This window comes from Streptomyces sp. NPDC058683, assembly GCF_042716195.1.
In the GTDB taxonomy this organism is placed as follows: domain Bacteria; phylum Actinomycetota; class Actinomycetes; order Streptomycetales; family Streptomycetaceae; genus Streptomyces.
This window is the reverse complement of the sequence record NZ_JBHXSK010000090.1, coordinates 1-26,645: the sequence shown is the minus strand read 5'-3', so window position 1 is coordinate 26,645 and position 26,645 is coordinate 1. Positions and strand designations below refer to the sequence as shown.

The window sequence follows — 26,645 nt, the reverse complement described above, 5'->3', positions numbered from 1 at the left end:
CCACACCCCCGAATACCCCTCGTTTTCGGTTGTTGGGGGGCTTTGTTTTTTTAAAAACCCCCCGCCCCGGGGCCCCCCCCCCCCCGTCGGGGGCGCCCCCGCCCCCTGGCTCGGCCTACGACGGGGATCCGGAGTCAGGCACCCTCGGCCACAACCGGGTTGCGCAGCACACCGATGCCCTCGATCTCGACCTCCACCTCGTCCCCGGGGCGGATCGGCCCGACACCGGACGGCGTTCCGGTCATGATCGCGTCACCGGGCAGCAGTGTCAGATACCGGCTCAGGTAGGCCACGATGTCGGGAACGGCGAGCAGCAGGTCTGCCGTGCTCGCCGACTGCATGACCGTCCCGTTCACACGGGTGGTCAGCGACAGGCCGGACGGGTCGATCCCGGTTGCGATGACCGGACCGAGGGGAGCGAAGGTGTCCTGCCCCTTCCCGATGAGCAGCGTCCCGAACGCGCTTTCCTTGCGCTGGACGACGCGGTCGCTGACGTCATTGCCGCACGTGTAGCCGAGGATGTGTTCATGGGCCTCGGAGGGCTTCACATGGCGAGCCTCCTTTCCGATGACGACGACCAACTCGCCCTCGAAATGAATTAGTTCACCGTCCGCCGGATAGACGATGGCTTCTCCCGGCCCAATGACAGACGTACTCGGTTTCATGAAGCAGACCGGAACTTCCGGGATCTCGCGCTCGGTCTCCTCGACATGCGAGGCGTAGTTATAGGCGAACCCGAAGACCCGGGGCCGCTCCAGCGGCGGGAGAACGACGACGTCGCCGACATCGTCAACCCGCCCCGTAGCAGCCAGCCCGGTGAACGGATCGCCTTCGAATCTGGAGATCCGGATGTCACCGGGCTCGAGTTCTCCGTAGTGACGCGCATCACCCACGGCATACCTGACGATTCGCAAGGGAGACCTCCGCAATTGGGCAGCCGGGGGCGGCTGCACGGCCCTTCCAGCAGTGCTAACGTTAGCACGAAGCGGGTGATCAATCCGGCGCCCCACTCATCCGGCCGCGGAACACGACAGCAGCGCTATCGTTGGCACACGGAAGCGACCGCACCAGGACCAGGCAGCTCGAAGGGGCCCTCTACGTGATCACCACCAGGGACATCGCCGAGCGGCTCGGCGTCTCCGTCTCGACGGTCGGCCGGGCTCTCGCCGACGATCCGCGCATCAGCGAGGAGACCAAGTTCCGGGTCCGGCAGGCCGCTTCGGAGATGGGATATGTCGGCAACCGCGCGGCGCGGATGATGCGGGGGGCGTCCAGCAACGTGGTCGGGCTGGTGATCCCGGACATCCGCAACAGCTTCTACTCGACCATCGCGCACGAGCTGTCCAAGAACGTGGCGGCCGAGGGCTTCCAGCTGATGCTCTCGGAGACCGACGACGACCGGATGGTGGAGCTGCGCCACCTGCGGGAGTTGTCCGCCTACCGCGTCGCGGGCGTCATCATCGTGCCCACGGCGCGCCCGCACGGCGAGTCCGTCAAGCTCCTGCGCGTCCTGCCGCACCTGCAGTTGCTGCGCCGCCACACCTCACTGGGGTCGCAGTGGTTCGGCGTGGACGACCACGAAGCGCTGCGCCAGGCCACGGCCCACCTCGTGACCCAGGGCCACACCCGTATCGCCTACCTCGGAGGCCCCGAAGAGCTGCCCACCGGTGCGGAGCGTCTGCGCGGCTTCCGCAGCGCCCTGCGCGAAGGCGGGCTGCCGGAGGGCGCGGGGCGCGTGGAACTGGGGCCGCCGTCGTCCGTAGGCCATGGCCGCGAGGCGGTGCGCCGGCTACTGACCGGCCCGAATGCGCCCACCGCGCTCGTGCTGGGATCGATCCAGCTCACGCTGGGGGTCCTGGAGGAACTGTCCGAACAGGGCGTGAAGGTGCCCTCGGAGCTGTCCGTGGTCGGGTTCGGGGACGAACCCGGGTTCTCCTGGTGGGGCCCGGGGCTCACCACGGTCGGCCTGCCCATCCAGGAGATGGCCACCGGCTGCGCACTGTGGCTGATGCGCCGGCTCAAGACCAAGCCGGGCAACGACGGCCCGTACACGTCCCTCTCCCCCGGATCACTGATCCTGCGCGGCAGCACCGCGCCACCCGGCGGCCGGGCCCCGGCCGTATCCGGCTGACCATGGCGCGGCGTCGGCCGCGCGTACGGTCGACGATCCGGTTCCATGTGCGGGTGTGGGTCTGCGTGTACCGCTGCTGGGCGGGCGGGTGCGGCTCGTCGCAGAACGGAAGCGCGAGTTCGTACAGGTCGACCAGGTGCGATTCGAACTCGTCTCACTCCACGACCCGGGAGAACCAGTCCGCGACGGACCTGCCCACACGGCCGGGACGGGTGCTGGCCACCACGGTGGTGAGGGCCATCGGCGGCGCGGAGGGCTCGGGTGTCATGTCGGGCTCGCTTTCGGTTCGGCCGCGGTCCGGCCCGGCGGGCCCACGCCCACCTGTGCTGTCCGTCTGTCCAGGAGGAGCGCAGGTCCGCCGGAGTCCTCAGAGCGGGCCATTTATGCGAACGATAGCATCAGCTCGGAGACGCACCAAGGGGAAGGCACCCGCGTTCGACAGTCTGCGAATGAGATTCCACCTCCCTCTTGACATGAGAACGAGTGCTACGCACGATTGCGCTATCGTTAGCATTCGAGCTGCGGCGGTCTGGCAATCCTCGTCATCGTCCTCGCACCCGCACTCCCCAGCCGGCCCGGCGCCGCGACGAAGAGAGCCGCACGACACTTCGCTCGCCCCGGCCCTGCCGGCACGCCGTTCCGGGTACCGCGCCGCGAGGTCGACCGCCCCTCCCGGGGCTCTGCCCCGCTCGTCGCGGCGATGCCTCCCTACCGTGACGACCGGCACAGGTCCCGCACCACCTCGATCGTCCGAACTCCGAAAGGTCACACGGCAATGACAGACGCGCGGATCGCCAAACTCCACGGCCGCAGGGTGTGGGACTCTCGCGGCCGGCCGACCGTCGAGGTCGAGACCCACCTCGCGGACGGTGCAATCGGGCGGGCCATCGCACCGGCGGGGGCCTCGACGGGCCGGGGCGAGGCGCTCGACCTGCGCGACGGCGGGGACCGCTTCGGCGGGCTCGACGTCCGTCGCGCGGTCGGCTCGGTGAACGAGGAGATCGCACCCGCCCTCCTGGGCCTCGACACGGCCGACCAGGAAGCCGTCGACCGGCTCCTGGTGGACCTCGACGGCACCCCCGACCGCGGCCGCCTCGGCGGCAACGCGATCGTGGCCACCTCCATGGCGGTCCTGCACGCCACCGCCGCGTCGGCGGGCGTGCCGCTGTGGCGGCACCTGTCGGGCGGGCGTCCGGTCCGCATCCCGCTGCCGGAGATCCAGATCTTCGGTGGCGGCGCCCACGCGGACCGTCGCGTCGACGTCCAGGACTTCATGGTGGTCTGCCCCGCGGCGCGGAGCTTCTCCGAAGCACTGGACTGGACGGCGGAGATCTACCGCGCGGCCGGCAGCCTGATGCGCGCGGCGGGGAAGGCCCAGGGCGTGGCCGACGAGGGCGGCTTCTGGCCCGCCTTCGACTCCAACGAGGAGGCCCTGGAGACGCTGACCCGGGCGATCGAGACCGCCGGTTTCACACCGTCGGCCCAGGTCGGCATCTCGCTGGACATCGCGGCCTCCCAGTTCGGCGGCGCCGGACGGTACACGCTGGCCCTCGATGAGCGCACCCTGGACACAGCGGCGCTGATCGACATGCTCGGCGGCTGGATCGAGCAGTACCCGATCCTGTCCGTCGAGGACCCGGTCGGTGAGGACGACCCCGACGGCATGGTGGAGTTCACCCGCCGCTACGGCCACCGCTGCCAGGTGATCGGTGACGACTACCTCGTCACGAACGCCAAGCGGGTGGAGGCGGCGGCCACCGGCGGAGCGGCGAACGCCGTCCTCGTCAAGCCCAACCAGGCCGGCACCGTCACGGAGGCGTTCCAAGCCCTGCGGGCCGGCAAGGACGCCGGCTTCGGCACGATCGTCTCGGCCCGCTCCGGTGAGACGGAGGACGTCACCATCGCCCACCTGAGCATCGGATGGGACGCGGGTCAGCTGAAGGTGGGCTCGTTCACGCGCTCCGAGCGCATGGCCAAGTGGAACGAGGTGTTGCGTATCGAGGAGTCCCTCGGCGATTCCGCGGAGTTCAGCGGCTGGTCCGCCTTCGCCTTCGCCGATGCCGAGCCCTCCACGAGCAGGCCGTGAGAAGACCCAGAAGTATGGAAGCCAGCGACATCCAGAGCCGACCGGAGACCAGCATGCTGCCCCCCGTCAATCTGCGCCCGAGTTTCAACATCACCCGAACCAGCCATGTGCGTCTCACCGTGGCCGACCTCGCCGAAAGCCGGAACTTCTATGTGAACGCCCTCGGACTCGTCGTCAGCGACGAGGACGAGCGCACCTGCCACCTCCGCGGCCTCGCCGAGGCATGCCACCACAGCCTCGTGCTGGAATTGGACGAGGACGGCGCGGGTTCCTGCCGGAGGATCGGTTTCCGCGTCTTCTTCGACGAGGACCTCGACATCGCGTACGACTGGTTCCGCGACCGGGGGCTGCCCGCGGAGTGGGTCGATCTCCCCCACCAGAGCCGCACCCTGCACGTCAGCGACCCGGTCGGCACACCGCTCGAACTCTGCGCGCACATGGAGACGCGCCCGCGGCTGCACATCGACTTCCAGCACCACCAGGGCGCCCGCGCCCAGCGGCTGGACCACTTCCAGACCTTCGCGCCGAACACCTACGAGCTGACCGCGTTCTACGGCGAACTCGGCTTCCGCAACTCCGAGTACCTGGCGCACGGCGACAAGCTGCTGAGTGCGTTCATGTACCGCAAGGGCACCTGTCTGGACCTCGCGATCGTGGAGAACACCGGCCCGGCCCTGCACCACTTCGCGTACACCGTCTCCGAGAGCCACGACATCTTCACCGCCTGCGACTGGGCGGGCATCCTCGGCTACGGCGAGGGCGTGGAGCGGGGCCCGGGACGGCACGGTCCGGGCGGGATGCTCTTCACCTACCTGCGCGACCCCGACGGCCACCGGGTGGAGGTCTTCAACAGCCACTACCAGACGATCGACACCGAGGTCGAGCCGGTGCGCTGGGACGCGGGATCGCTGAGCACCAATGTCCGCTGGGGGCTTCCGGCGCTGGAGAAGTGGTACTTCGAGGCGTCGCCCTTCGTCGGGGTGAAGCAGACCCCGCCGGCCGAGGCTCCGCAGCCGATGACGCTGGAGCGGTTCCTGCTCGAACAGTCCGCACACTGATCTTCCGTCCCCGAGGAGACGCCATGGCACGAGTTCCCTATCTGCGCCGCGAGGACGCGGACGAGTCGCACAAGCCGCTGTACGACCGGCTGGAAGCCGAACGCAAGGTACCGACGGCGAACATCTTCCTCGCCCTCGCGGGCGCGCCCGAACAGCTGGACGGCTTCCTCACCTACGCCAACTCGCTGCGGGCCAGCGAGCTCAGCCCCGCACTCCGCGAACTGGCGATCCTGACCGTGGGCCACGTGACCCGGTCCGCGTACGAGGTGGCGCACCACCACGCGCACGCGCTCAAGGCCGGACTCACGGAGGAACAGATCGCCGCGGTGGGCGACTTCAAGACCACCGACGTGTACGACGAGACGGAGAAGGCGGTGATGCGCCTCGCCAAGGAGTCCACGCTCCGGGTCGACGTCTCCGCGGAGACGTGGCGCGCCGCCGCCGAGCGCCTGCCCCGGAAGCAGATGATCGAGCTCGCGCTGTCCATCGCCTGGTACAACTCCGGTGTCCGCATCATGGGCCTGCTGGACATCGACCTTGAGGACGACTACCCCAACCCGTTCCCGCACTCGTAGTTCTCGGCGCCGTACGGCCCGTCAACGCACGAGATGTGATCACCGAGCCGCCGTTCCGCCGCCTCGGTCGCCGAACAGAAAGCATCCGGCCCCCGATGGTTGGGACGGAACAGTTTCAAGGAGTATTTCAATGGCGAAAATGCTCGCTGCACGACTGCACGCGCTCGGTGAGCCGATGTCCGTGGACACGATCGATGTGCCCACCCCACGGCCGACCGATGTCCTGGTGCGGGTCAGGGCATGCGGCATCGTGCCGAACATGGCCAATGTGATCAACAACTGGCCCACCTGGTACCCGCACCAGCCGCTGCCCAAGCTGCCCGCGGTCTTCGGCCTCGACCCTGCGGGCGTGGTCGAGGCGGTGGGTGAGGCGGTGCTCAACACCAAGCCCGGCGACCGGGTCTATGTGAGCCCGCTGCGGTCCTGCGGCAGCTGCCAGGTGTGCCGCGGTGGCGAGCTGAGCCGCTGCCGCTACTTCACCCTGAACGGCTACTTCAGCACCTCCCGCGACGGCCAGCGGATCTTCGACCTCTACCCCTACGGCGGCTTCTGCGAGTACATGACGGCTCCGCAGTACTCGATCGTCAACATCCCCGACAACATGACCTTCGAGCAGGCCGGCAAGCTCGGCTACATCGGCACCTCCCACCGGGCGCTCAAGTACGCCGCGGCCGGCCCCGGCCAGGTCGCGCTGATCGACGGGATCACCGGCACCCTGGGCGTCGCCTGCACCCTTCTCGCACTGGCCTCAGGGGTCTCCAGGGTCCTCGGTACCGGCCGCAACGAGGAGTTGCTCAAGCGGGTCAAGGAACTGGCCCCGGACCGGATCGAAGTCATGCGGCTGGGCGAGCGCTCCTCCGGCGAGTGGGCCAGGTCCCGCACCGGCGGCGAGGGGGCGGACTTCGTCATCAGCGCCCTGGGCGCCAAAGCCCCTGTGGAGACGATGCTCGACTCCATGCAGGGCGTCCGCCGCGGCGGCAGGGTGGTCAACGTCGGCGGTGTCGCGGACCGGCTGCCCCTGGACGTGAAGTGGCTCATGGACGAGCAGGTCCAGCTGATCGGCTCCAACTGGTTCAGCACCGCGCAGGGCCAGGAGGTCGCCGACATGGTGGCGACCGGGGCACTGGACCTGTCGTACCTGATCACCAAGCCCTTCCCGCTGTCCGAGGTCAACGAAGCGATCTCGGGGCGCGCGACGGACCTCGACGGCGGGTTCAGCAACTACGTCGTGATCCCCTGACCCGGATTCCCAGTACTCACCCCGCGGCGGTCCTGTTCTGCCCTGACACCGCCGCGGGGTGCCACCCCACAGGCACGGCAGGGCGGAGGAGCCGATGGAACTGCGCTGGCTGGAATCGTTCGTCACCGTCGCGGAGGAACTGCACTTCGCGCGGGCGGCGGACCGGCTGCACCTCGCCCCGTCGGCACTCAGCGCCCAGATCAGGGCCCTGGAGTCACACCTGGGTGTACGGCTGATCGACCGCGGCAGGCGCACCCGTCCGGCCCTGACCGGCGCCGGGCAGCTGTTCCTCGAAGAGGCACGGCTCACCCTCGCCCAGGCCGCCCGGGCCGTGGCGGTGGGCCGGCGGGCCGGGCGCGGAGAGCTGGGACACGCCCAGATCGCATACGTCGCCTCAGCCGCGTTCTCTGGTGTGCTGACCGACGTTCTCACCCGTTGCGCGACCCTCGGCACCGATCTGACCGTGGAGGTCCGCGAGTTGGAGACCCCGGCCCAGCTGGAGGCGCTGGCGTGCGGGGACATCGACGTCGGCTTCCTGCGCTGGAGGCCCGAGTACCCGCCCGAGGTCACAGCCATCTGCCTGCTCACCGAAGAGGTCGTCCTGGCGCTGCCGGCCGACGCACCGCTCGCGGCGTACGAGTCGGTACCGGTGGCGAAGCTGCGCGACGAGCGGTTCGCGGCCCCGCACTTCGACGAGGAGTACGGCTGCCGCGACCAGATCCTCGAAGTGGCCGAGAGAGGAGGATTCAGCCCACGGTGCGCTCCCCCGGTGCGGGACTTCATCGCGGCTCTGACGCTGGTGGGCGGCGGTCTGGCCGTGGCCCTGGTCCCCGAGTCACTCCGCCGCGTGCAGATCCCCGGGGTGACGTACCGTCCGCTGGCGGACGTACGGCTGACCACCCGGCTGGTCGGGGCGTACCGCCGTGGAGAGACCTCCCCCGCGGTACGCGCCGTGAGCCGCCGGCTGCGGGAGGCCGCGGCCGCCACGGTCACCACCTGAAGGACACGTCCTCGGCGGGCGTCGGCAGAAGCCCGACGCCCCGTCAGCATGCGGTCGGCGAGCCCGGGTCGTGCGTCGTGAGGCAATCGGCGGAAGCCACCGGCGCGCAGTCCGTTCAAGGCGCCGGACCATGCCCGTCCGACGCACGTTTGTACGCGGATGACGCATCGTCGAAGCAGGTCAGAGGGGTTGTCGCCGTCCTACGCTCGACACGCACCGACCATCGGGGGCGGCGATCGACGACCGCCGCCAGACGCAGGACAGGCGGAGGAACATGACATCGATCAAGCACGTGGGCGTCGTCGGCGCCGGACAGATGGGCCGCGGCATCACCGAGGTCTGCGCCCGGGCCGGACTACGTGTCACGCTGTGCGACGTGACGGAGGACCGGGCCCGGGCCGGACTGGCGGGTGTGGCGGACTCCTTGCTCAAGGCGGAGAAGCGCTCCACCCTCACCTCCCAGGACCGCGCCCATGCCCTGGCGGGGATCTCGGCCACGGGCGATCTCTCCCGCCTGGCCGGAGCGGATCTGGTCATCGAGGCCGCCGTCGAGGACGAGCAGGCCAAGACGGCGCTGTTCCGGCGGCTGGACGGCATCCTCACCGACCCGGCCGCCGTCCTGGCCAGCAACACCTCCTCGATCCCCATCGCCCGGCTCGGGGCAGCCACCGCACGGCCCGAGGCCGTGGTCGGCCTGCACTTCTTCAACCCCGTCCCCGTCATGCCGCTGGTCGAGGTGATCCCCTCGCTCCACACCTCCGAGGCCACCCGGACGCGCGTACGTGACTTCGCGGACCGGATCCTGGGCAAGAAGTCGATCGTCGCGCAGGACCGCGCGGGCTTCGTGGTGAACTCCCTGCTGATTCCCTACCTGCTGGCCGCCGTACGCATGGTCGGCTCCGGTACGGCGACGGCGGAGGACATCGATACGGGCATGACCGCCGGCTGCGCCCACCCCATGGGCCCGCTGCATCTGGCCGACCTCATCGGTCTGGACACGGTGGCGGCGATAGGCGAGGCGCTGTACGCGGAGTACCGGGAACCGCTGTACGCCGCTCCCCCGTTGCTGCGCCGCATGGTCGAGTCGGGTCTGCTGGGCCGCAAGTCGGGACAGGGATTCTTCGACTACCAGTCGGTCTGAGGCCCTGAGCCGCGTGCCGCGTGCCGTGTGCCGGGCGGTGTCCCGTGCGGCCGGGTACGGTGCCGTCCCTGCCGTCGCCACCGCGACCGCCCGCCCGGGCAGGAGCGGCGACGGCAGCCACTCCCGGACGCGGAAAACGTCGATGACGGACCACGCGCGCCGCCGGTTGGGGGCCGGAACGTCGCCGCGCTCAGATCCGCCCGCGAGCAGATCGAAGGACATAGTCCTCCAGGAAGACGCGCAGGTCCACGTCCACGTTCTCGTGGCCTTCGCGGGTGTTCTCGGTGACCACCACCACGACGTCCGCCGCAGGCAGCAGGTAGATGTACTGGCCCCCGTACCCCCAGGCGAACGGCACGGCGCGGCCGCCGATCCGACGCAGCCACCACCCGTGCGCGTAGGAGTACCCGTCGCCGACGCGGACGACGGGCCGCATCGACTGCGCGACCGTCTCCCGGGGGACTATCTGTCGGCCCTGCCACCGACCCCGGTTCAGGTAGAGCAGCCCGAACTTCGCCAACTCCCGTGGCGTCAGGTAGAGGTTGTAGCCGCCCGAGTAGACCCCCTGCGGGTCCCGTCCCCAGTGCTCGGCAGTGATTCCGAGCGGATCCAACAGGTACCGCTGGGCGAACTCGCAGGTGCTGCGGCCGCTGGCCCGCTGGAGTACCGCGGAGAGCAGGTGCGTGTTCCCCGAGCTGTAGGTGAAAGCGGTGCCGGGCTCGCGCTCGAGGTCCCGCTCGACGATCGCCTTCACCCAGTCGCGCCGCCTCTGGACCGTGTATTCCGTCTCGTCCTCCTGCCATTCCCACCCGGCGGTCATGGTCAGCAGGTGCCGGAGTGTGATCCGCCGTGCCTCGGCCGGGGCGTCGGCGAAGTACTCCGGCAGGTACCGGCGCACGGGGTCGTCGATGCTGCCGATGAACCCCCGCCGCACCGCGATCCCGATCAGGGCCTGGAGCACGCTCTTGGACGCCGAGTGGACGTTGTTGCTGTGGTCGCGACGGCTGCCGTGAAAGTACCCTTCGGCCACCAGCCGGCCGTGCCGCACCACCAACGCGCTGAACACCGACCGCTCCCGGCCGAGCCGGTGCAGCCCGGCCTCCAGCACCGCCGGGTCCATCCCGACCGACTGCGCGGAGCCGACCGGCCAGCCATGGCCCGGACGGGGATCAATACGGGTGCGGTTGGTCTCGTAGAACGTGCCGTCGTCCTCCGGCGTCTGCCAGATCCGGTCGCAGTCCACGCCGGACTCGGTGGTCACGGTGCGGACGGTCGACGGGCCCAGGAAAAGCTGGGCGAGGACGAGCACGGCACCGAGCAGAAGGGCACGTGGCCGCAGATGGCGCGTCATGACGGTCCGCTTTATCCCGTTTCGCACGACATCTCCTGACCGTCGCGAGGTCCGAAAACCTTGTCAACACGGTCTCGGCCGACAAGTCAGCTCGGAACCTACACGGGCGAGCAGCCCGCCTCTGCCGAATGGCGCACCTTCGCCGGCGGCGTCGGGTACGTCCACGACGACGGCATCCGCATCCTCACCGAGATCATGACGCTGTCCGGGCCGACGACCGCTCAGCCGACCCCTCGGTCCTCCAGTTCGACGACGTGCGAGACGGACGGTCCGGCTGGAGCGGACGACTTCAGGACGCCGGCCCGGCCGTACGGTGCCGGCCGACAGCCCTCAGTGGTCAGCGGAACGCCGGGTGACCGGTGATCGCCTGGCCGACGACCAGCGTGTGCATCTCGCCGGTGCCCTCGTAGGTGAGCACGGACTCCAGGTTGTTGGCGTGGCGCAGCGGCGAGTACTCCAGGGAGATGCCGTTGGCCCCGAGGATCGTGCGGCATTCCCGGGCGATGGCGATCGCTTCCCGGACGTTGTTGAGCTTGCCGACGCTGATCTGCTCGGGCCGGATGCGGTGCTGGTCCTTCAGTCGGCCCAGGTGGAGGGCGAGCAGTGCGGCACTGCCCAAGGAGACGGTCATGTCGGCGAGCTTCTTCTGGGTGAGCTGGAAGGCGCTGATCGGCTTGTCGAACTGCACGCGGGAGTCGGCGTACTCGATGGCCGTCTGGAGCGAGTCGCGAGCGGCGCCGACGGCACCGAACAGGATGCCGAAGCGGGCCTCGTTCAGGCACGATAGCGGTCCGCGCAGGCCCTCCGCGAGCGGCAGCCGTGCCGAGGCCGGCAGCCGTACGTTGTCGAAGTACAGCTCCGAGGTGATCGAGGCACGCAGTGACATCTTCTGCTTGATGTCCTGCGTGGTGAAGCCGGGCGTGCCCCGGGGCACAAGGAAACCGCGGACGCCGTCCTCGGACTGCGCCCAGACGGTGGCCACATCGGCGATGGAGCCGTTGGTGATCCACATCTTGGAGCCGTTGAGGATCCAGTCGCCGCCGTCGCGGACAGCCCGGGTGCGCATCCCGGAAGGGTTGCTGCCGAAGTCGGGCTCGGTCAGGCCGAAGCAGCCGATGGCCTCACCGGCGGCGAGCCGGGGCAGCCATTCCTGCTTCTGCTCCTCCGAACCCCACTTCCAGATGGAGAACATCGACAGCGAACCCTGCACGGAGACGAAGCTGCGGAAACCCGAGTCCGCGGCCTCCAGCTCCAGGCAGGCCAGCCCGTAGGACACGGCGTTGGTGCCGGCACAGCCGTAGCCGTCGAGATGCATGCCAAGCACACCCAACTTGCCGAGCTCGGGGGCGAGTTCACGGGCGAAGTGGGCGTTCTCGAACCACTCCGCGAGGTGCGGGCGGACCCGGTCGGCGAGGAACTTGGCGACCGTGGACTGGATTTCCCGCTCCTCGTCGGAGAGGACGCAGGAGAGGTCGAGCAGGTCGAGGGGGTCCGTCAGCGGCTTGCCACTGCTCATAGGGGGCTCCTAGTGATCATGATTGATTGTTCTGGTGATGGGTTCGTTCAGGGTGCTGTCGCTGCGAGCGGTCGGCCCGATCGCTGCGTCTCACGGGGAGGTGTGGCCGGACGGACCGTGGAGAATCTCCGTGGTGTGCTGCCCCAGGTGGGGCGGGGGCAGGCGGTACCGCGCGGGGGTCGCGCTCAGCGCGATGGGGTGCGCGACCTGGCGGGACGGCCTGCCTGCTGCCCCGTCGTCGGGTGCGGCGGGGATGTCGACGACGCCGGGAAGGCCCAGCTTCCGGGCGAAGGCGAACGCCTCGTCCAGGGCGTTGACCGGCCCGGCAGGCACTCCCGCGGCCAGCAGGACGGCCGACCAGTGGTCGGCACCGGCGCCACAGAGCCGTGGGGTCAGGATGTCCCGCAGGTCCGCGCGGTGGGCGACCCGGACCGCATTGGTGCGGAAGCGGTCGTCGAGCGCGAGACCGGGAACCCCGATGACGTCGGCGAGCGCCGCGAACTGCCGGTCGTTGCCCACGGCGAGGGCGAGCGGTCGGTCGGCGGTCGGAAAGGTCTCGTACGGGGCGATGCTCGGGTGCGCGTTGCCCATGCGGCCCGGCACCACGCCGGCGACGGCGAATGCCGACGCCTGGTTGACCATCGCGGACAGCAGCGAGCCGAGCAGGTTCACCTCCACGAGCTGCCCCTCGCCGGTGGCGTCCCGGTGCCGGAGGGCGGCGAGGATCCCGAGCGAGGCGTGCAGGCCGGTGATGACGTCGACCAGGGCCACGCCGGCCTTCACCGGCTCCCCGTGTACCTCCCCGGTCACGCTCATCAGACCGCCGACAGCCTGCACCAGCAGGTCGTACCCGGGGATCGCGGCGCCGGCACCGCTGCCGAAGCCGCTGATCGAGCAGTAGATCAGCTCCGGTTGCCGTGCGCGGAGCTCCCTGTGGCCGAGGCCCAGCCGCTCCATCGTGCCGGGGCGGAAGTTCTCCACCAGCACGTCGGATGTGGCGACCAGGGCGCGTGCCTGTGCGCGGCCGGCCTCGGTGGTCAGGTCCAGAACGACCGACCTCTTGTTCCGGTTGACGCTCAGGAAATAGGTCGACGTTCCGTCCTGGTCCGCAGGGGGGTGCCAGGTCCGGGTGTCGTCGCCGATGCCCGGCCGCTCCACCTTCACCACGTCGGCGCCGAGATCGGCGAGGAGCATGGTGGCGTAGGGCCCCGCGAGCACCCTGGAGAAGTCGGCGATGCGCAGACCGTCCAGCGCCCCGCGCGCCGCTCCGTCGGTCGCTCCGGCTCTTGGGCCCGACGCACTGTACTGGGTGCCCACGCACCCTCCTCTCTGATCGTGCCGCCTGCCCGGACATGACATGGCCGGAGCCGTTTCCCTTCACCACCTGGGAGACGAGGAGGTTGCCCGGTAGGTGAGTTCGACGAGGGGAAGCCCCCGATCGAGAGGAGCGACGATCCGCACCCTCGCCCCTATGGCGACCACGACCGGCGCGGCGGAGACGACCTGGCAGACCACCGTGAAGCCCTCGTCCATCGCGACGAGCCAGGTGTTCTGCGGTTTGTACCCGACACGGCGAACCACACCGCCGGCGCCCGCGCTGCGCTCCCGGCCGAAGGCCCTGGATCCGCAGACACGGCAGAACGAACGACGGTAGTCCGGGGTATGGCACCACAGGCAGAGCTGGAAGAAGAGGGCGCGACAGGTCGTCGTCCCCGTCGGGGGCGCGTCGATGGCCGCCGCTTCCGAGGCGTTCGGGCACTCCGTGTGTTCGTCGGTTGGTGTCTGGAGCATCGCGGCCTCCTGCACGCGTTTCGGTGACCGGAAACAGGCGGTCTGAATCCGATGTCCCCCTCACCCTGGCTCTGCCGCAGATCGCCGGTCAACGACGCGTCGGCGCATCTTTGTGCGCGGAAAACGCTCCGTCAGCCGAGGTCAGAGGGGTTTCCCCGCGCTACTCTCACCGCAGGACCGTGCTGGCCGCAGGGGCAGGTCAGAGCCGGGACGGGCGACGCGTACACGCCACACGGACGCCGTCGCCCGGGCCTCAAGGGGCGGATCGGTCGATGGGAACGCCGAGACTGTGCGGTATAGCCTCGAACGAGGGGGTCGGCCCCAGGAGCAGCCATGGAAGACGAGGGGAATCTCGCGAGAGCGGCCAACCCCGTGATGGCTCTCAACGCCGAGGACCGGATGCTCGCCGCGGCGCTGCGGGGCGCTGTGCACGAACTTCGGGCAACCACTGCCACCGCGATGTTCCCGTTGGAAGACGGTCGGGCACTGGCCAACGTCGTCGTGGTGGGCGACCCTCTGTCGATCTTCACTGTGGCGGACCGCCATCCGGTCGACGACGACCGCTACGCCGGAGCCGTCGCCTACCGCACCGGCCGCCAGTGTGTCCGTTTCCGGACACGGACGCCCAGCGGTGTCCGGCCGGCCATGCCGTTCCCATACGCGATCATCGCCACCCCGTTGGTCGACGACGAGGGGCGGTCCTTCGGGGTCATCGTCCTCGTGTGGGCCGATCCGGTCGGATGGACAGCCACGTCGGCCAGGATGGGGCACCGCTGCCAGAATCTTGCGGACGAACTCACCCATGCCCTGCTCCTTCGCGGCGGCCCGCCCCCGCGAAGGAGCCGCCCCGGACCACCGAGATTCGTCCTGGCGCCTCCCGCGGGAGAGGACGCTCCGCTGGAGTCGGTGAGCCTGTCGCTCGTGTACCAGATCGGCAGACTCGCCGCCGAACTCAGCCAGGCTCCCGACCTCCGGGATGTCCTCGTGACGGCGACCACACGGATCATGGAACCCTTCGGTGCCCGGTGTCTGGCCGTCTCGGTCATTGACGACGGACGACCACGGCTGCTCAGCCACAGCGGAGTCGGCCCCGCGCTCGCAGCGCGGCTCACCGGCGCCTCGACGGGCACACTGGAAGAGGAGACGATCACCGGCGCACGGCCGCCTCCGGACCGTCCCCTCTTCTTCGAGGCCGTGGACACGGACGAACCGATCTCGGCCTACTGCCTGCTGCCCCTGACGATCGAGGACCGCGACACCGGAACGCTCGCCCTGGGTTTCGACCACCGACACACCTTCAGTGCCCCCGAACGGGCCGCCCTGACCACGGTCGCACAGCTGCTGGCCCAGTCCATCAGCCGGGCACGGCAGTTCGAGACCCAACGCAGACTGGCCCAGGAACTGCAACAGGGACTGTTGCCCCATGCTCTTCCGCATCACGAGGAAGTGGACGTCGCCGCCCGCTACGTCACGGCGACGACCGGAACCATCGGCGGCGACTGGTACGACGTGGTCGACCTCCCCGACGGCGCCCTCGGCCTGATCGTCGGTGATGTCGAGGGGCACACACCTCGCGCCGCCACGCTCATGGGCCAGATCCGCAGCGCGATCCGTGCCTACGCCGCCGAAGGCCACCGCCCGGCAGACGTGCTCACCCGCACCAACCGGCTCCTCTCCGATCTCGGCACGGACCTGTTCGCCACATGCTGCTGCGTGTGGCTGGACGCGGAAGCGGAAGCCGTCGAAATCTCGTCCGCTGGACACCCGGCACCATTGCTCGGCCGCCCCGGGCGCCCCTTCGCGACACCGCCGGGGCCTCCCCAGGGCGTGCCCCTCGGAGTCCGGCCCGACACCACATACGACTCCGTGCGGATGCCGCTTCGCCCGGAAACGGTCCTGGTGCTGTACACGGACGGGCTGGTCCGCTCCCGCGCTGTGCCACTCGACGCCGGCATCGAGGCGCTGCACGCGTGCCTCGCGGAGCCCGGCGAACCACGGCTGGAGGTTCTGACCGACCGCCTGCTCGACATCACGGGCACCGGCGACCGACGCGACGATGACGCTGTGGTGTTGATCGCCCAGTTCCTGGGCCTGGGTGCCGACCGACGCCAGCGAGTGGCCCGAACGTTCGTCCAGCGCCACGACCTTCGTGCGGTCGCCGACGTGCGCAGGTTCCTGCGGGCGCGGGCACGGTCCTGGGACTGGGAAGCCGTCTCGTCCGACCTTGAGCTGGCCGTCACCGAGTTGGTCACCAACGGCCTGGTGCACGCCGACAGCGAGGTGGAGGTCCGACTCCGCGAGTACGCCGACCGGTTGCGCGTGGACGTGCGCGACTCCGATCCCCGGCCACCGTTGCCGGCGCCCGTGCTCGCCTCCGGTGAGACGGACCGTGAGTCGGAGCACGGCCGAGGACTGCTCATCGTCGATGCGCTGGCCGCGTCCTGGGGCAACTCCCCCAGTGGGCGGGGCAAGTCGGTCTGGTTCGAGCTGACCCGGCCCTGACTGCTGCCGACGGTCCGTTCGCCTCGACGCGGTGGCCGGCGGGCGGCGCCTGTCACGGCGGCGTGACTACCCCAGCAGCGACCGCAGTCGACTGCGTCCCCGGTACAGCCGCGACAGCACCGTGCCGGTGGGCGTCCGCATGATGTCCGCGATCTCCTGGACGGTGAAGCCCTCGACGTAGGCGAGATACACGGCGACCCGGCACCCCACGGACAGTACCTGGAGCGCGGCCTTGACGTCCGCGTCCGGCAGGAGGTCCAGTGCCTCGGCTTCCGCCGAGCGCAGACCTGTCGACGTGTGCGCCCCGGCGCGGGCCAGTTGCCAGTCCTCGACCTCCGCCATGGTGTCCAGTGACGGTCGACTCCGGTGTGCGCGGCGGGAGTTGAGGAAGGTCGTGGTGAGGATGCGATAGAGCCAGGCTTTGAGGTTCGTGCCGGGGCGGAACTGGTGGAACGAGGCGTAGGCCCTGGCGTACGTCTCCTGGACCAGGTCCTCGGCGTCGGCGGGGCGGCCGGTCATCCGCAGGGCGGCCGAGTAGAGCGGAGCGAGGAACTCCAGGGCGGGTTCGAAGCGGGCCTGCTGCTCCGCGACGGGGTCTGTGGTGATCATGCTTTCTCCTGCGGGGTGCGACGGTTCGTCTTCGCGGTCTGACGTCAGCGCCGGATGCCGGCGCGGTTCCCGTGCGTGAAGGGGTAGCTCCACGACATGACCGGCGCCCGCGAGACCGAACGTCATGGCAGGTCCTGTGGAACGTGCCGGTGATGGCGAACTGCCCTCGCGACAAGTCGAGAAGACTCGTCACTGGTCCCTTCCGAGAAGACCGGCCTCAGGCGTCGACGACGGGGGTGGCGGACGCGGTGGCCGGGGAGAAGCGCGGCAGGGCGACCGCGCCGACCGCGAGCAGGGCGACGATGCCCATCTGCACGTACTCGACGCCGGCGAAGGCGTGCTGGACGCCGTGCGGCGCCAGGGTCAGGTAGAGGGTGCCGAGAGTGGCCACACCGAGGGCCAGGCCGCTCTGCTGCAGGGTGATCAGCACGCCGCTGCCGATGCCGCCGAGGTGGGTGGGGACGTCGGCGAGGACGCTGCGGAACAGACCGGCGAACAGCATCGACTGACCGGCACCGACGAGGGCGAGCGGCAGTGCCGTGGCCCACAGGCTCACGTGCGGCCACTTCATCAGCAGGACCGTCACCAGTGAGGCCAGTCCGGCGAGTTGGACGACGGCGCCGGCGGACAGCGCGGCCCTGCCGAACCGGGTGAGCAGACGCGGGGCGAGCAGGGAACCGGCGAAGAACAGCAGGGCCATCGGCAGGATGGCCAGGCCGCTGTGCAGGGCGTCGGCGTGCAGGCCGTTCTGGACGGTGAGGGCGAAGACGAACATGAACGCGCCGAAGCCGATGCTGAAGGCGAACACCATCGTCAGGCCGCGGGACATCGACGGGAGGCGCAGCAGCGACGGCGGCAGCAGCGGGACCTCGCCGCGCCGCTCGGTGCGCTTCTCCACGACGTAGGTGGCCGCGCCGAGGACAACCGCGACGGCGATCAGCAGCCAGGTCCACCACGGCCAGCCCAGCGAGTGGCCCTCGGTCAGCGGGACCAGCAGGGCGGTCAGGGTGGCGGCGAACAGCACGGTGCCGGGCAGGTCGATGCCGACCGGGTGGTGCGAGCGAGTGGCGGGCACGACCTGTGCCGCCACGCACAGCACCACCACACCGATGGGCACGTTGACCAGGAAGATCGGCCGCCAGGAGGTCCCGGCGATGTCCGCACTGACCAACAGGCCGCCCACCAGCTGCCCCACGACGGCGGCGATACCGGAGGTCGCCCCGTACAGGGCCACCGCACGGGCCTTGCGCTCCCCTTCGAGGACATGGTGGAAGGTCGCCAGCACCTGTGGGATCAGCAGGGCGGCGGTGGCGCCCTGGACGATGCGGGCCCCGATCAGCGCGCCCACACCCGGGGCGAGGCCACAGGCCAGGGACGCCAGCACGAAGCCGACGAGCGCGCCGAGGAAGATCCGGCGGCGGTCGTAGCGGTCCCCCAGCCGGCCGCCGAGGACCAGCAGGGTCGCGTACGCGACGCCGTACCCGGCGATCACCAACTCCAGCGACGACGCAGAGGCGTGCAGCGAGGCGTCGATGCTGGGCAGCGCCACGTTGGTGATGAAGAAGTCCATGATCGGCAGGAAGGCGCCTGCCAGCAGGATGAACACCCCGACCGGGTGCAAGCCGCCGGCACGGGCCGCGGCACGGGGCGACAGTGTCGCCGTGGCGGCGCGCCGGGAGGAAGTGGTTGTCGTCATGACAGCTCCAGAGAGCGATGATGTTATGGCCGCATAACTATGAGGCCATAATGAGTATGCCCACATAACTACTCGCGGGCAAGCCCGTACTCTGGAGCCGTGACGGAGGACCAGACGCATCAGACGAGCCCGACGGCCGGAACGGACGAGGACCGGAGGTGGGCCGAGCTCGCCGACCTCGTGCTGATCATCAGCCGGGAGATCCAGTTCCGCGGCTACACCGACGAACGGGCCATCCCCCTGTCACCGTCCGAAGGCATGGTGATGCGCCACCTCCAGCACGACCACGCCGCGCCGCCCAGCCGCATCGCCGCCGCGACCGGGCTGCAGCGCACCAATCTCTCCACCGTCCTGGGCGGACTGGAGCGCAAGGGCCTCGTCGAACGACGCGCCGACCCCGGCGACGGCCGCGGAGTGACGGTCCACACCACGGAACACGGACGCGCCAACTACGCCCTCGTCCGCCGGGAATGGGCCGCGGCCGTCTCCGCCGCCGCCGGCCACGACACCACCCACCTCGACGCGGCCCTCACCCTGCTCTCCGCCATGGAAACGGGGCTGACCAGCACGCGGCCACGGACCCGCGCCACCCCTCCGGCGGCACAGCCACACCCCTGACGGTCCACTGGATCAGTCGACCACCTCGGCACACACCCTGCCCCTCGTCGGGGAGCCGCACGGCGACCTGGACGGTCAGGATCTGGCCCGTACGCTTCGCCCGAAGAAGCAGGGCCGTCGCGGTGGACGGCCCGTAGCCCATGACGCCGGGCTCTACCGGGACCGCAACATCGTCGAGCGCCTGATCAACAAACTGATGCCGTGGCGTGGCATCGTCACCCGCTACAACGAGACCCCCGCCAGCTACCAGGCCCTGCTGGACGACGACGAGCACCCCTTCCAGGCGCAGGTGCTCTCCGGCTCGCCTCCCCTGGGTCCCGGTGCTGCGCCCCTGGACCGACTGATCGCTTATGGACGCGCCCGAGCCGAATTTCTGGTCGTGCATCGCGACATTGCCCGTGCCGCCCTGGACGGCAGCAAACCCATACCGATCGGCTCACGTACGCCGATGTCCCGGGTCCACATCCGCATGCTGCTCGGACAGCTCGAACTCGCCGGTGCCGACCTCGACATGCTCGCTGTCCAACTCACCGGCGCCCTGGACGGACCCATTCTGCTGTACCTGTCATCCGACGAGCTCTCCGACGCCGTCGACGAGGTCGGGGCACGCATCGGACTCGCCTGGCAGAACCTCGAAAAACGCGCCTGCCGCCCATGACCTCATACGGAGCTCTCACGAGTACCCACATCCGGCCTGAACGGTCCGGATGCTTGATAGTCCAACCGGACGTCTTGCATTTCTCCTGGTCAATGAACCCATTGCACCGCCACCACCTCCACCAAGGCGTACGCGTACGACACCGCGGGCCGCTTCAACGCCGCGGGCTACAGCTATGACGCCTTCGGCCGCACCACCCAGGTGGCGGGCGACACCCTGGCCTACTACACCAACGACCTGGTGGCCAGCGAGATCGTGGGCACCGCCCGTACCACCTGGGGCCTGGACGGCTCCGGCCGCCTGGCCTCCTCGGCCACCGCGACTACCAGCGACAGCGGCACCACCTGGTCGACCACGAGCACCACGGTGAACCACTACAGCTGTGGCTGCGACACTCCGTCGTGGACGGTTACCACCGCGGGCTCCGCTTCCACGGTCAGCCGCCATGTGTCCGACCTCTCCGGCGGCCTGGCTATCACCACCAGTGCCACCGGCGACGCGGTCCTCCAACTGGCCAACCTGCACGGTGACATCTCCGTCCATCTGGACCTGGAGACCGCCGTCGCCACGGTCCAGCGCTACGACGAGTACGGCAACCCGCTGGACGCCACCGCCGCCGCGGCGAAGTACGGCTCCCTGGGCGCCTACCAGCGAGCCGCCGACGGCCTGGCCGGATACACCCTCATGGGTGTCCGCGTCTACGATCCGACAACCGGCCGCTTCCTCCAGACCGACCCGGTCTACGGCGGCAACACCAGCGCCTACATCTACCCCGCCGACCCGATCGGTCAGGCGGACACCAGCGGTGAGCTGAAATATCGCAACCAGACAAAGAAGACGAAGAACTACACACTGAGCATCAGTCGGAACTGCACCGGGAAGTCCAAGTGCAGCCTGACCTGGTACGTGAAGCTGAAGAGCATATGGAAGAAGTACGGCTCTCTGAAGCTCGTGTACAGCATCGTCCTTCCGCTGTACAACGCCGCAAGAAATCAGAACTACGGCCACCTGGAGTCGGGCACCTACATCTTCCATGGCTCCTGGGGTGTTCCGAATGGTAGAGGCAGACCGGAGTCGGATCGAGGGAAGTACAGGGCCATGGGGATGACCTTCTGGTTCGACTGGACGGATAACGTTGAATTCAGCGGAAAATTCACCGTCCAAGGTATCTGCGTGAAGAACCCGACCCTGAACGTCTACGGCCTCTTCACCTGAGGGCCTTCGGGTTGATCACCACCGGGGGAGAATTGGAGGGCCAGTTCTCCCCCGGCTTTCATTGCAATCGGAAGGCGGCGAGGATGTCGAATTTTTCGGACTGGCAGGACCGGATGCTGCGGGCGGTCTGGCGGCACGGGGAGCAGCTACCGGAAGGGGTGTTGACATGGATGTCCGAACTGTACGGCGAACTCGGAGAAATTTCGCAAACAGAGTTCTGTGAATCCTGGACCGCGCGAACCTTTTCCACGGCGCGATCGGCGTTCGAGGTGGTCGTCAGGTCGGCGGAGGAGGAGACAGGGAAAGCGGCCACCGGGGACGAATTCTGCTACATCGACTACTTGCGCGACCCGGATCTGGGGCCGGTCGGCGTGGTTCGCATCAAGTCCGCAGAGGTTTCGACGCCCGATTGGGTAGAGGTCCTGGGTGCGGTGGCGGAAGGAGTGCAAGAATTCGTGATGAGCCACCATCGTGTGGCGTGGCCCATCTGCGGCGATCACGGCCGCGGTTTGCATGTGGGTTATTTCCATGAGACCGCGGTCTGGAAATGCACAGGAGGGACTGCAGAAGGTCACGTGGTAAGAGCGATTGATCCTGCCGTTCATCTGTAAATCACGGCGGGGCGTCGAGGGCGCCGCGCAAAACCGCGTCAAAGCACTACTAGGGCCTGTCTCTTTGGAGTGGAAGCTGACCGGCTCAAGATCCACCGGACCTGCTAACAAGGCAGGCGATCTGGCGGGGTAGCCTGGCATTCCATGGCAATAAGCTCCGCCCTGTGGTCCTTCGCCCTCGTCGTAGGGCTTCTCACTCTGACTCCCGGACTCGATACGGCGCTGATCTTGCGCACGTCGGCCCTTGGCCGGCGCAGGAGAGCCTGGGGCGTCGTCCTCGGAATCCAGACCGGCACCCTGGTGTGGGGTGCGTTCACCTCCCTCGGAGTGACCGCGCTTCTCACGGCCTCCCACCTCGCCTACACCGCGTTGCGCTGGATCGGCGCCGCCTACCTGATCTGGATGGGGGCTCGCGTGCTCCGGGACAGCTTCCGGGGGCTGCCCACGGCAGACGCGGACGATTCTTCTCTGGCCGCCGGCGCGGACTCGGTCAGCGGCGGCTGGCGGCAGGGGACGCTCACCAACCTCCTGAACCCGAAGATGGGCGCCTTCTACGTCGCCGTCCTGCCTCAGTTCATCCCCCCGGGCGCCGACCACTTCACCATGGGCCTCCTGCTCACCACGGTGCACATCGTGATCGGTCTGCTCTGGTCTGCCGTCCTCATCGGCTTCGCTCGCGTCCTGCAGGGCCGGCTCCGCAAGCCCCAGGCCCGCCGCCTGCTCGACCGGATCACCGGCACCGTCATCGGCATCTTCGGTATCAGGCTGGCACTCAGCAACTGACGATCCGAAGGTCAGGGTCCAGCGACCTGCTCTACACCGGACCCAGATCAAGATGGACGCGACGTGGAGTGCGGCCTGGTAGGCGATGGCGAGTTTGTCCGTCCGTAGGGCCAGGCCGCACCACTGCTTGAGACGGGCGATACACCGCTCGACAGCATTGCGCTCCTTGTATCCCTCGGCGTCAAAGCCAGGCGGGCGACCTCCGGCACGACCTCGCCGCAGACGGTGACCGATCTGGTCGGCGGGCTGCGGGATGACAGCCCGGATGCCTCGACGCCGAAGGTGTCCTCGGATCGCGCACATGGCGGACGCCGTGAGCTACGACCGGATCACCTACGGGGCCATGAACTCCCGGTACGCCCGGGGCTCAGCCGAGAAGGTCGCCGAACGGATCGCCGAGCTACTGCGCTCGCTGTGAACGGGCACGGTAATGGGCGCGACTGACGGGGACGCGGTCGTGTCCGGACAGGTACGGACACGAAGTTCACCGTGTTACTCCCCTGGACAGCGACGAACAGCCAACTCCCGCTGACGACCTTGTGCACGGTTGGCTGTAGCTCGGCGAGGTGCGTGCCGCTGGCGGGTTTCACGTTCGCGGGCCGCAGGAAAGGTAGGCGGTCTGTTGGTGTGAGAGCAGGGCGGCGAAAGCTTGGACGATGCCGTTCGTTGACTCGCGACGGCCGAGGTGGCGGGCACGAGGCCGCCGGTTCTTCAGGTGTGCGATGCCGTGCTCGACGTGGATACCTGGTGAGGAGTTCGCCTTGCGCTGCTGCTCGTGCCACTTCTCATACCAGGCGGGAGCGTTCTTCTTGAACGTGCGATGGCGCGGTGTCACCACCCGTCCGCCGGTCTGTGCACTCAGGTCCTGGTAGCCAGCGTCCGCGAGGATTCCCTGGAACGAACCATTGGCCGGGAGCTGGACCAGTCCGAGCTGCCGGGCCTCGGTGAATGTCCGCGCAACTGCCCGACCGGACCAGGCGGCAGAACAACACCCCGCCCGTCGGCGTCCCTGAGGACCACGGTTTTCAAGGCATTCTGCTTGGCTGTGCGGGAGACGAACCTGTCCCGGCCCCTTCGGCCTGCGGCCGGGCGGCGCACACGAATCTCCGTGCCGTCGATGATCCCGGTCTGACCGTCGGTGCCGAGGTGGTCGAAGACCTCGGTGAGTGTGCGCAGCCGGATGCCTGGCGCGACGGTCCAGCCTCGTTGCGCCAGCAGCGGCCGCACCTCGCCGATGGCGCGGGTGAGTGGAAGCCCCGTTGCCAGTGCCACCGGCGACGAGCGCGATGGCACCGTCGACTCCCCCTTGTCAGGCCAGCGCGGCCCGCACGCCCGGCACGACCTCCAGCGCGAAGACGGTCAGTTGGCGGAGATGATCGGCGTCGGGCCAGTAAACAAAGCCGTTCATCCCGTACTCGCGTACGAGGGAGACGAGTTGATCGACCCACTGCCGCACATTGCCCTGGAACGGCACGGCGGACTCGACCGGGCTGATCAGTCCGTTGAGGTTGTAGATCTTGCGCAGCGCCGCGGGGTCCCGGCCGGCCTCCTTCGCGCCCGCGTCGAGCCGCGCGACGGCATCCTTCAGCCGGTCCAGGCCGAGGAAGCCGTACGAGGGCATCCAGCCGTCCGCCTTGCGGCCGGTGAGCGTCAGCATGCGGGGACCGTAGGCGCCGAGCCAGATGCCCAGGCCGGAGGAGGGGGCAGGTCCCGGGTGGACTCCGGAGATCGAGTAGTGCTCGCCCTTGAAGCGCACCGAGCGCTCGCCGCTCCACATCAGCCGGGTGATGTCGATGGCCTCGTCGAGCGCTGCCACGGCCTCTTTGGGCTCCCGGCGCGGTCCGCCCATGGCCTCGATCGCGTCCCAGAAGGCGCCGGTGCCGAGGCCGAGCTGGATCCGCCCCGGAGCCAGCACGTCGAGGCTGGCGGCGGACTTCGCGAGCATGGCGGGCGGCCGTAGCGGGAGGTTCGCGACCGTGGGCACGAAGGTGACCTTCTGAGTGGCGCCCGCGAGATAGCTGATCAGCGTCCAGGCGTCGTAGAACCTGGGCTGGTACGGGTGGTCCTGGACCGTGACGAGGTCGAGGCCGGCCTTCTCGACCTGCCGGGTGATCCGGAGCGGCTGCCCCGGGTCCTCCCAGACGGGGTCGACGTTGGCTCCGAACAGCACGGGAAGGGACATGGGGGCTCCGCTCACTCGGCCACGACTGTTTGCTCCAAAAGAGTATCCACTTACTCCCAGCCGCTCGACGCGACAGCGCCGAATCGTCCTTCTCTTCGGCTGAGGACCACACAAAGTGCATCCCAGACTCTTGACGGGCGCCATGTAAACCAGTTTTTACTTACTTCATCGACCGAGCATCGTGGAGGCAACAGACATGCGGTTCTTCCTCTACACCAACGCCCAGTCCCCCGGCCCCGAGGCCGACACCAGGATCATCGAGGCCCTCGTGGAACAGTCCCTGCTCGCGGACCGTTCGGGCTTCGGGGGCATAGCTCTGACGGAGCACCACTTCGACAACTACAACACCTACGGCAACGCCTTCATGATGGCGGCCTACCTGGCCCCGCAACTCACGCAGGCGACACTCCTGATCGCCCTCACCGTCCCCGCGACCCAGAACCCGATCGAACTCGCGGAACGGGCCAATCTTCTCGACCAATTGACGAAGGGCCGGGCCATCATCGGTGTGGGTCCAGGAAGTTCACCGGTGGAGTTCACCGGCCTGGGCCGCGACCACGCCACCCGGCACGCCGCCATGGACGAGGCCATCGAAGTGGCCGAGCGGGCCTGGAAGTTGAAACAGGACACCGAGCCCCTCACGTACTCGACCGCCTACGACCACGGCGAGGTAACCGGCCGGATCATGCCCGCCCCCTACGGCGGCAAGGAGCATCCCCGGTTGGCCCGAGGCACCCTGTCCGACGACGGTTTCCGCTGGGCGGCCGCACGCGGCTGGCCCGTGTTCTTCGGCCGCTACCCGGCCCCTCAGATCGCGGACAAGCTCGCCCTGTACCGAGCAGCACTCCAAGAGAACGACCACTCCCCCGAGGCGGTCGACGAAGCCCTGCGCTGGTCCTTCGTCCAGAAGATGGTCTACGTGGCCGACACCGACGAACAGGCGCTCGCCGACCTGATCGAGCCCATCCGCTTCTACCAGTCGCTCATCGGACGGGCCTTTCCCAAGCCGAAGGGTGACCACGTGGGCGAGGGCGTCCATGTCCACAAGGCACTGGGCGCGGCGGCGGGCGACCCCCGCGAGTTCCTGGCTGCCGCCGCTTTCTACGGCTCCCCCGACACCGTCGCCAAGAAGATCGAGGAACTTACTCCGACCGGGCTCCAGAACCTCGCCTGCCACATGTACTTCGGCGACATGGCCGTGGAAAAGGTACACCGCTCCATGGAGTTGTTCGTCAACGAGGTCATGCCCCGCTTCACCGACCGCTGAGTACCGAGTACCGACTTCCGACCGAGGAGGCAGCCCATGACCGACACCACCGGCCAAACCGACGACGCGGCCCGCGTGGAACACAACAAGGAGACCTTCCGGCGTCTGCAGTACGAGGTGATCGTCGGAGGCCGCGACGAGCTGATCGAGGAGATCTTCTCGCCGGAGTTCCGCACGCTGCGCGCCGGGCTGGCCGACCTGGCGGCTGCCTCGGGTCAGGCGTCGTACCCGTCCGCCGGTAGCGTCTACGACCGTTTCCGCGCCGGGCTCGCGGGCATGAAGCAGGCCCTGGGTGACCAGGAGCGCGAGATCGTCGAACTCCACGGCACGGGTGACCACTTGTGGGCGCGCTGGGACATCCGCGCGACCCACACCGGCACCTTCCTCGGACGACCGGCGACCGGCAGGACCGTCACGTACACGGAGGTCGCGTTCCTACGTTTCGACGAGGACGGGCGTATCACCGAAGGCTGGTTCCTGTGCGACGAGTTCAACCTCGCCGCACAGCTGGGCGCGGCTTCCTAAGGGCTGTCCCGTAATGATCTCTGAGTGACCTCGGACGTGGTCGACTGCTGTACTGCTGGGGGGTCTATCCGGCGAGGGCGAGGTTGTGCA

The 26,645-nt window shown here is 68.8% G+C and carries 21 protein-coding genes and 3 pseudogenes; 15 read left to right on the top strand and 9 right to left on the bottom strand.

Going from position 1 to position 26,645, the window contains the following annotated elements:
* Nucleotides 1-134: 134 nt before the first annotated feature.
* A complete protein-coding gene (locus tag ACFWXC_RS50760; RefSeq protein WP_384490745.1) occupies nucleotides 135-953 on the bottom strand; it encodes a fumarylacetoacetate hydrolase family protein in 819 nt (272 codons plus the stop codon).
* A gap of 146 nt (nucleotides 954-1,099) precedes the next feature.
* Between ACFWXC_RS50760 and ACFWXC_RS50755 the strand changes: the two genes are divergently transcribed.
* From ACFWXC_RS50755 to ACFWXC_RS50725, 7 genes are all read left to right on the top strand, one after another.
* Nucleotides 1,100-2,131: a LacI family DNA-binding transcriptional regulator gene (locus ACFWXC_RS50755; RefSeq protein WP_384490743.1), complete on the top strand. Its 1,032-nt coding sequence runs from the start codon at nucleotides 1,100-1,102 to the stop codon at nucleotides 2,129-2,131.
* Nucleotides 2,132-2,906: 775 nt separating this feature from the next.
* Nucleotides 2,907-4,217, top strand: a complete 1,311-nt coding sequence (gene eno, locus ACFWXC_RS50750) for a phosphopyruvate hydratase (protein WP_384490741.1) — start codon at nucleotides 2,907-2,909, stop codon at nucleotides 4,215-4,217.
* Nucleotides 4,218-4,231: 14 nt separating this feature from the next.
* A complete protein-coding gene (locus ACFWXC_RS50745) occupies nucleotides 4,232-5,275 on the top strand; it encodes a VOC family protein (RefSeq protein WP_384490739.1) in 1,044 nt (347 codons plus the stop codon).
* Between the two features lie 23 nt (nucleotides 5,276-5,298).
* Nucleotides 5,299-5,850, top strand: a complete 552-nt coding sequence (locus ACFWXC_RS50740; protein WP_384490737.1) for a carboxymuconolactone decarboxylase family protein — start codon at nucleotides 5,299-5,301, stop codon at nucleotides 5,848-5,850.
* A gap of 139 nt (nucleotides 5,851-5,989) precedes the next feature.
* Nucleotides 5,990-7,090 carry an alcohol dehydrogenase catalytic domain-containing protein gene (locus tag ACFWXC_RS50735; RefSeq protein WP_384490735.1) on the top strand — a complete coding sequence of 367 codons (1,101 nt, stop codon included), beginning with the start codon at nucleotides 5,990-5,992 and terminating at the stop codon, nucleotides 7,088-7,090.
* Between the two features lie 94 nt (nucleotides 7,091-7,184).
* The gene (locus ACFWXC_RS50730; protein WP_384490733.1) at nucleotides 7,185-8,090 is read left to right on the top strand and encodes a LysR substrate-binding domain-containing protein; all 906 of its coding nucleotides are present in this window, start codon (nucleotides 7,185-7,187) and stop codon (nucleotides 8,088-8,090) included.
* Between the two features lie 274 nt (nucleotides 8,091-8,364).
* Nucleotides 8,365-9,231, top strand: coding sequence for a 3-hydroxybutyryl-CoA dehydrogenase (locus ACFWXC_RS50725; RefSeq protein WP_384490731.1), 867 nt, complete (start codon nucleotides 8,365-8,367; stop codon nucleotides 9,229-9,231).
* Between the two features lie 190 nt (nucleotides 9,232-9,421).
* Here the strand turns inward: ACFWXC_RS50725 and ACFWXC_RS50720 are convergent, their stop codons facing one another.
* The 4 genes from ACFWXC_RS50720 to ACFWXC_RS50705 form a co-directional block, all read right to left on the bottom strand.
* Nucleotides 9,422-10,609, bottom strand: a complete 1,188-nt coding sequence (locus ACFWXC_RS50720; protein WP_384490729.1) for a serine hydrolase domain-containing protein — start codon at nucleotides 10,607-10,609, stop codon at nucleotides 9,422-9,424.
* A 310-nt stretch (nucleotides 10,610-10,919) separates the two neighbouring features.
* Complete coding sequence (locus ACFWXC_RS50715; RefSeq protein WP_384490727.1) at nucleotides 10,920-12,098, bottom strand: acyl-CoA dehydrogenase family protein; 1,179 nt, start codon at nucleotides 12,096-12,098, stop codon at nucleotides 10,920-10,922.
* Between the two features lie 90 nt (nucleotides 12,099-12,188).
* On the bottom strand, nucleotides 12,189-13,415 hold the full coding sequence (locus ACFWXC_RS50710; RefSeq protein WP_384490725.1) for a CaiB/BaiF CoA transferase family protein: 1,227 nt from the start codon (nucleotides 13,413-13,415) through the stop codon (nucleotides 12,189-12,191).
* Nucleotides 13,416-13,475: 60 nt separating this feature from the next.
* Entirely contained in the window at nucleotides 13,476-13,889 is a 414-nt protein-coding gene (locus ACFWXC_RS50705; RefSeq protein WP_384490723.1) for a hypothetical protein, read from the bottom strand.
* A gap of 333 nt (nucleotides 13,890-14,222) precedes the next feature.
* On the opposite strand from ACFWXC_RS50705, the gene ACFWXC_RS50700 reads away from it, so the two are divergent.
* Nucleotides 14,223-16,391, top strand: coding sequence for a SpoIIE family protein phosphatase (locus tag ACFWXC_RS50700; protein ID WP_384490721.1), 2,169 nt, complete (start codon nucleotides 14,223-14,225; stop codon nucleotides 16,389-16,391).
* Between the two features lie 72 nt (nucleotides 16,392-16,463).
* Here ACFWXC_RS50700 and ACFWXC_RS50695 read toward each other — a convergent pair.
* Together ACFWXC_RS50695 and ACFWXC_RS50690 are read right to left on the bottom strand one after the other, a co-directional pair.
* Nucleotides 16,464-17,000: pseudogene (locus tag ACFWXC_RS50695) on the bottom strand (sigma-70 family RNA polymerase sigma factor); the annotation flags it as partial.
* Nucleotides 17,001-17,217: 217 nt separating this feature from the next.
* Nucleotides 17,218-18,696: an MFS transporter gene (locus tag ACFWXC_RS50690; RefSeq protein WP_384490719.1), complete on the bottom strand. Its 1,479-nt coding sequence runs from the start codon at nucleotides 18,694-18,696 to the stop codon at nucleotides 17,218-17,220.
* A gap of 99 nt (nucleotides 18,697-18,795) precedes the next feature.
* On the opposite strand from ACFWXC_RS50690, the gene ACFWXC_RS50685 reads away from it, so the two are divergent.
* From ACFWXC_RS50685 to ACFWXC_RS50665, 5 genes and pseudogenes are all read left to right on the top strand, one after another.
* Nucleotides 18,796-19,314 carry a MarR family winged helix-turn-helix transcriptional regulator gene (locus tag ACFWXC_RS50685; protein WP_384490717.1) on the top strand — a complete coding sequence of 173 codons (519 nt, stop codon included), beginning with the start codon at nucleotides 18,796-18,798 and terminating at the stop codon, nucleotides 19,312-19,314.
* 103 nt (nucleotides 19,315-19,417) lie between these two features.
* A pseudogene (locus tag ACFWXC_RS50680) lies at nucleotides 19,418-19,567 on the top strand (IS5/IS1182 family transposase); the annotation flags it as partial.
* A gap of 606 nt (nucleotides 19,568-20,173) precedes the next feature.
* Nucleotides 20,174-21,187, top strand: a complete 1,014-nt coding sequence (locus tag ACFWXC_RS50675; RefSeq protein WP_384490715.1) for an RHS repeat-associated core domain-containing protein — start codon at nucleotides 20,174-20,176, stop codon at nucleotides 21,185-21,187.
* An 11-nt stretch (nucleotides 21,188-21,198) separates the two neighbouring features.
* Entirely contained in the window at nucleotides 21,199-21,798 is a 600-nt protein-coding gene (locus ACFWXC_RS50670) for a hypothetical protein (RefSeq protein WP_384490713.1), read from the top strand.
* A gap of 144 nt (nucleotides 21,799-21,942) precedes the next feature.
* Nucleotides 21,943-22,581 (top strand): LysE family translocator, encoded by a 639-nt coding sequence (locus tag ACFWXC_RS50665; protein ID WP_384490711.1) that lies wholly within the window; start codon nucleotides 21,943-21,945, stop codon nucleotides 22,579-22,581.
* A 30-nt stretch (nucleotides 22,582-22,611) separates the two neighbouring features.
* On the opposite strand, the pseudogene ACFWXC_RS50660 reads toward ACFWXC_RS50665, so the two are convergent.
* Together ACFWXC_RS50660 and ACFWXC_RS50655 are read right to left on the bottom strand one after the other, a co-directional pair.
* Nucleotides 22,612-22,878: pseudogene (locus tag ACFWXC_RS50660) on the bottom strand (IS5/IS1182 family transposase); the annotation flags it as partial.
* 1,012 nt (nucleotides 22,879-23,890) lie between these two features.
* A complete protein-coding gene (locus ACFWXC_RS50655; protein ID WP_384490709.1) occupies nucleotides 23,891-24,763 on the bottom strand; it encodes an LLM class flavin-dependent oxidoreductase in 873 nt (290 codons plus the stop codon).
* A 196-nt stretch (nucleotides 24,764-24,959) separates the two neighbouring features.
* On the opposite strand from ACFWXC_RS50655, the gene ACFWXC_RS50650 reads away from it, so the two are divergent.
* Together ACFWXC_RS50650 and ACFWXC_RS50645 are read left to right on the top strand one after the other, a co-directional pair.
* Nucleotides 24,960-26,030 carry an LLM class flavin-dependent oxidoreductase gene (locus tag ACFWXC_RS50650; RefSeq protein ID WP_384490707.1) on the top strand — a complete coding sequence of 357 codons (1,071 nt, stop codon included), beginning with the start codon at nucleotides 24,960-24,962 and terminating at the stop codon, nucleotides 26,028-26,030.
* Nucleotides 26,031-26,066: 36 nt separating this feature from the next.
* Nucleotides 26,067-26,555: an ester cyclase gene (locus ACFWXC_RS50645; RefSeq protein WP_384490705.1), complete on the top strand. Its 489-nt coding sequence runs from the start codon at nucleotides 26,067-26,069 to the stop codon at nucleotides 26,553-26,555.
* Nucleotides 26,556-26,645 lie beyond the last annotated feature (90 nt).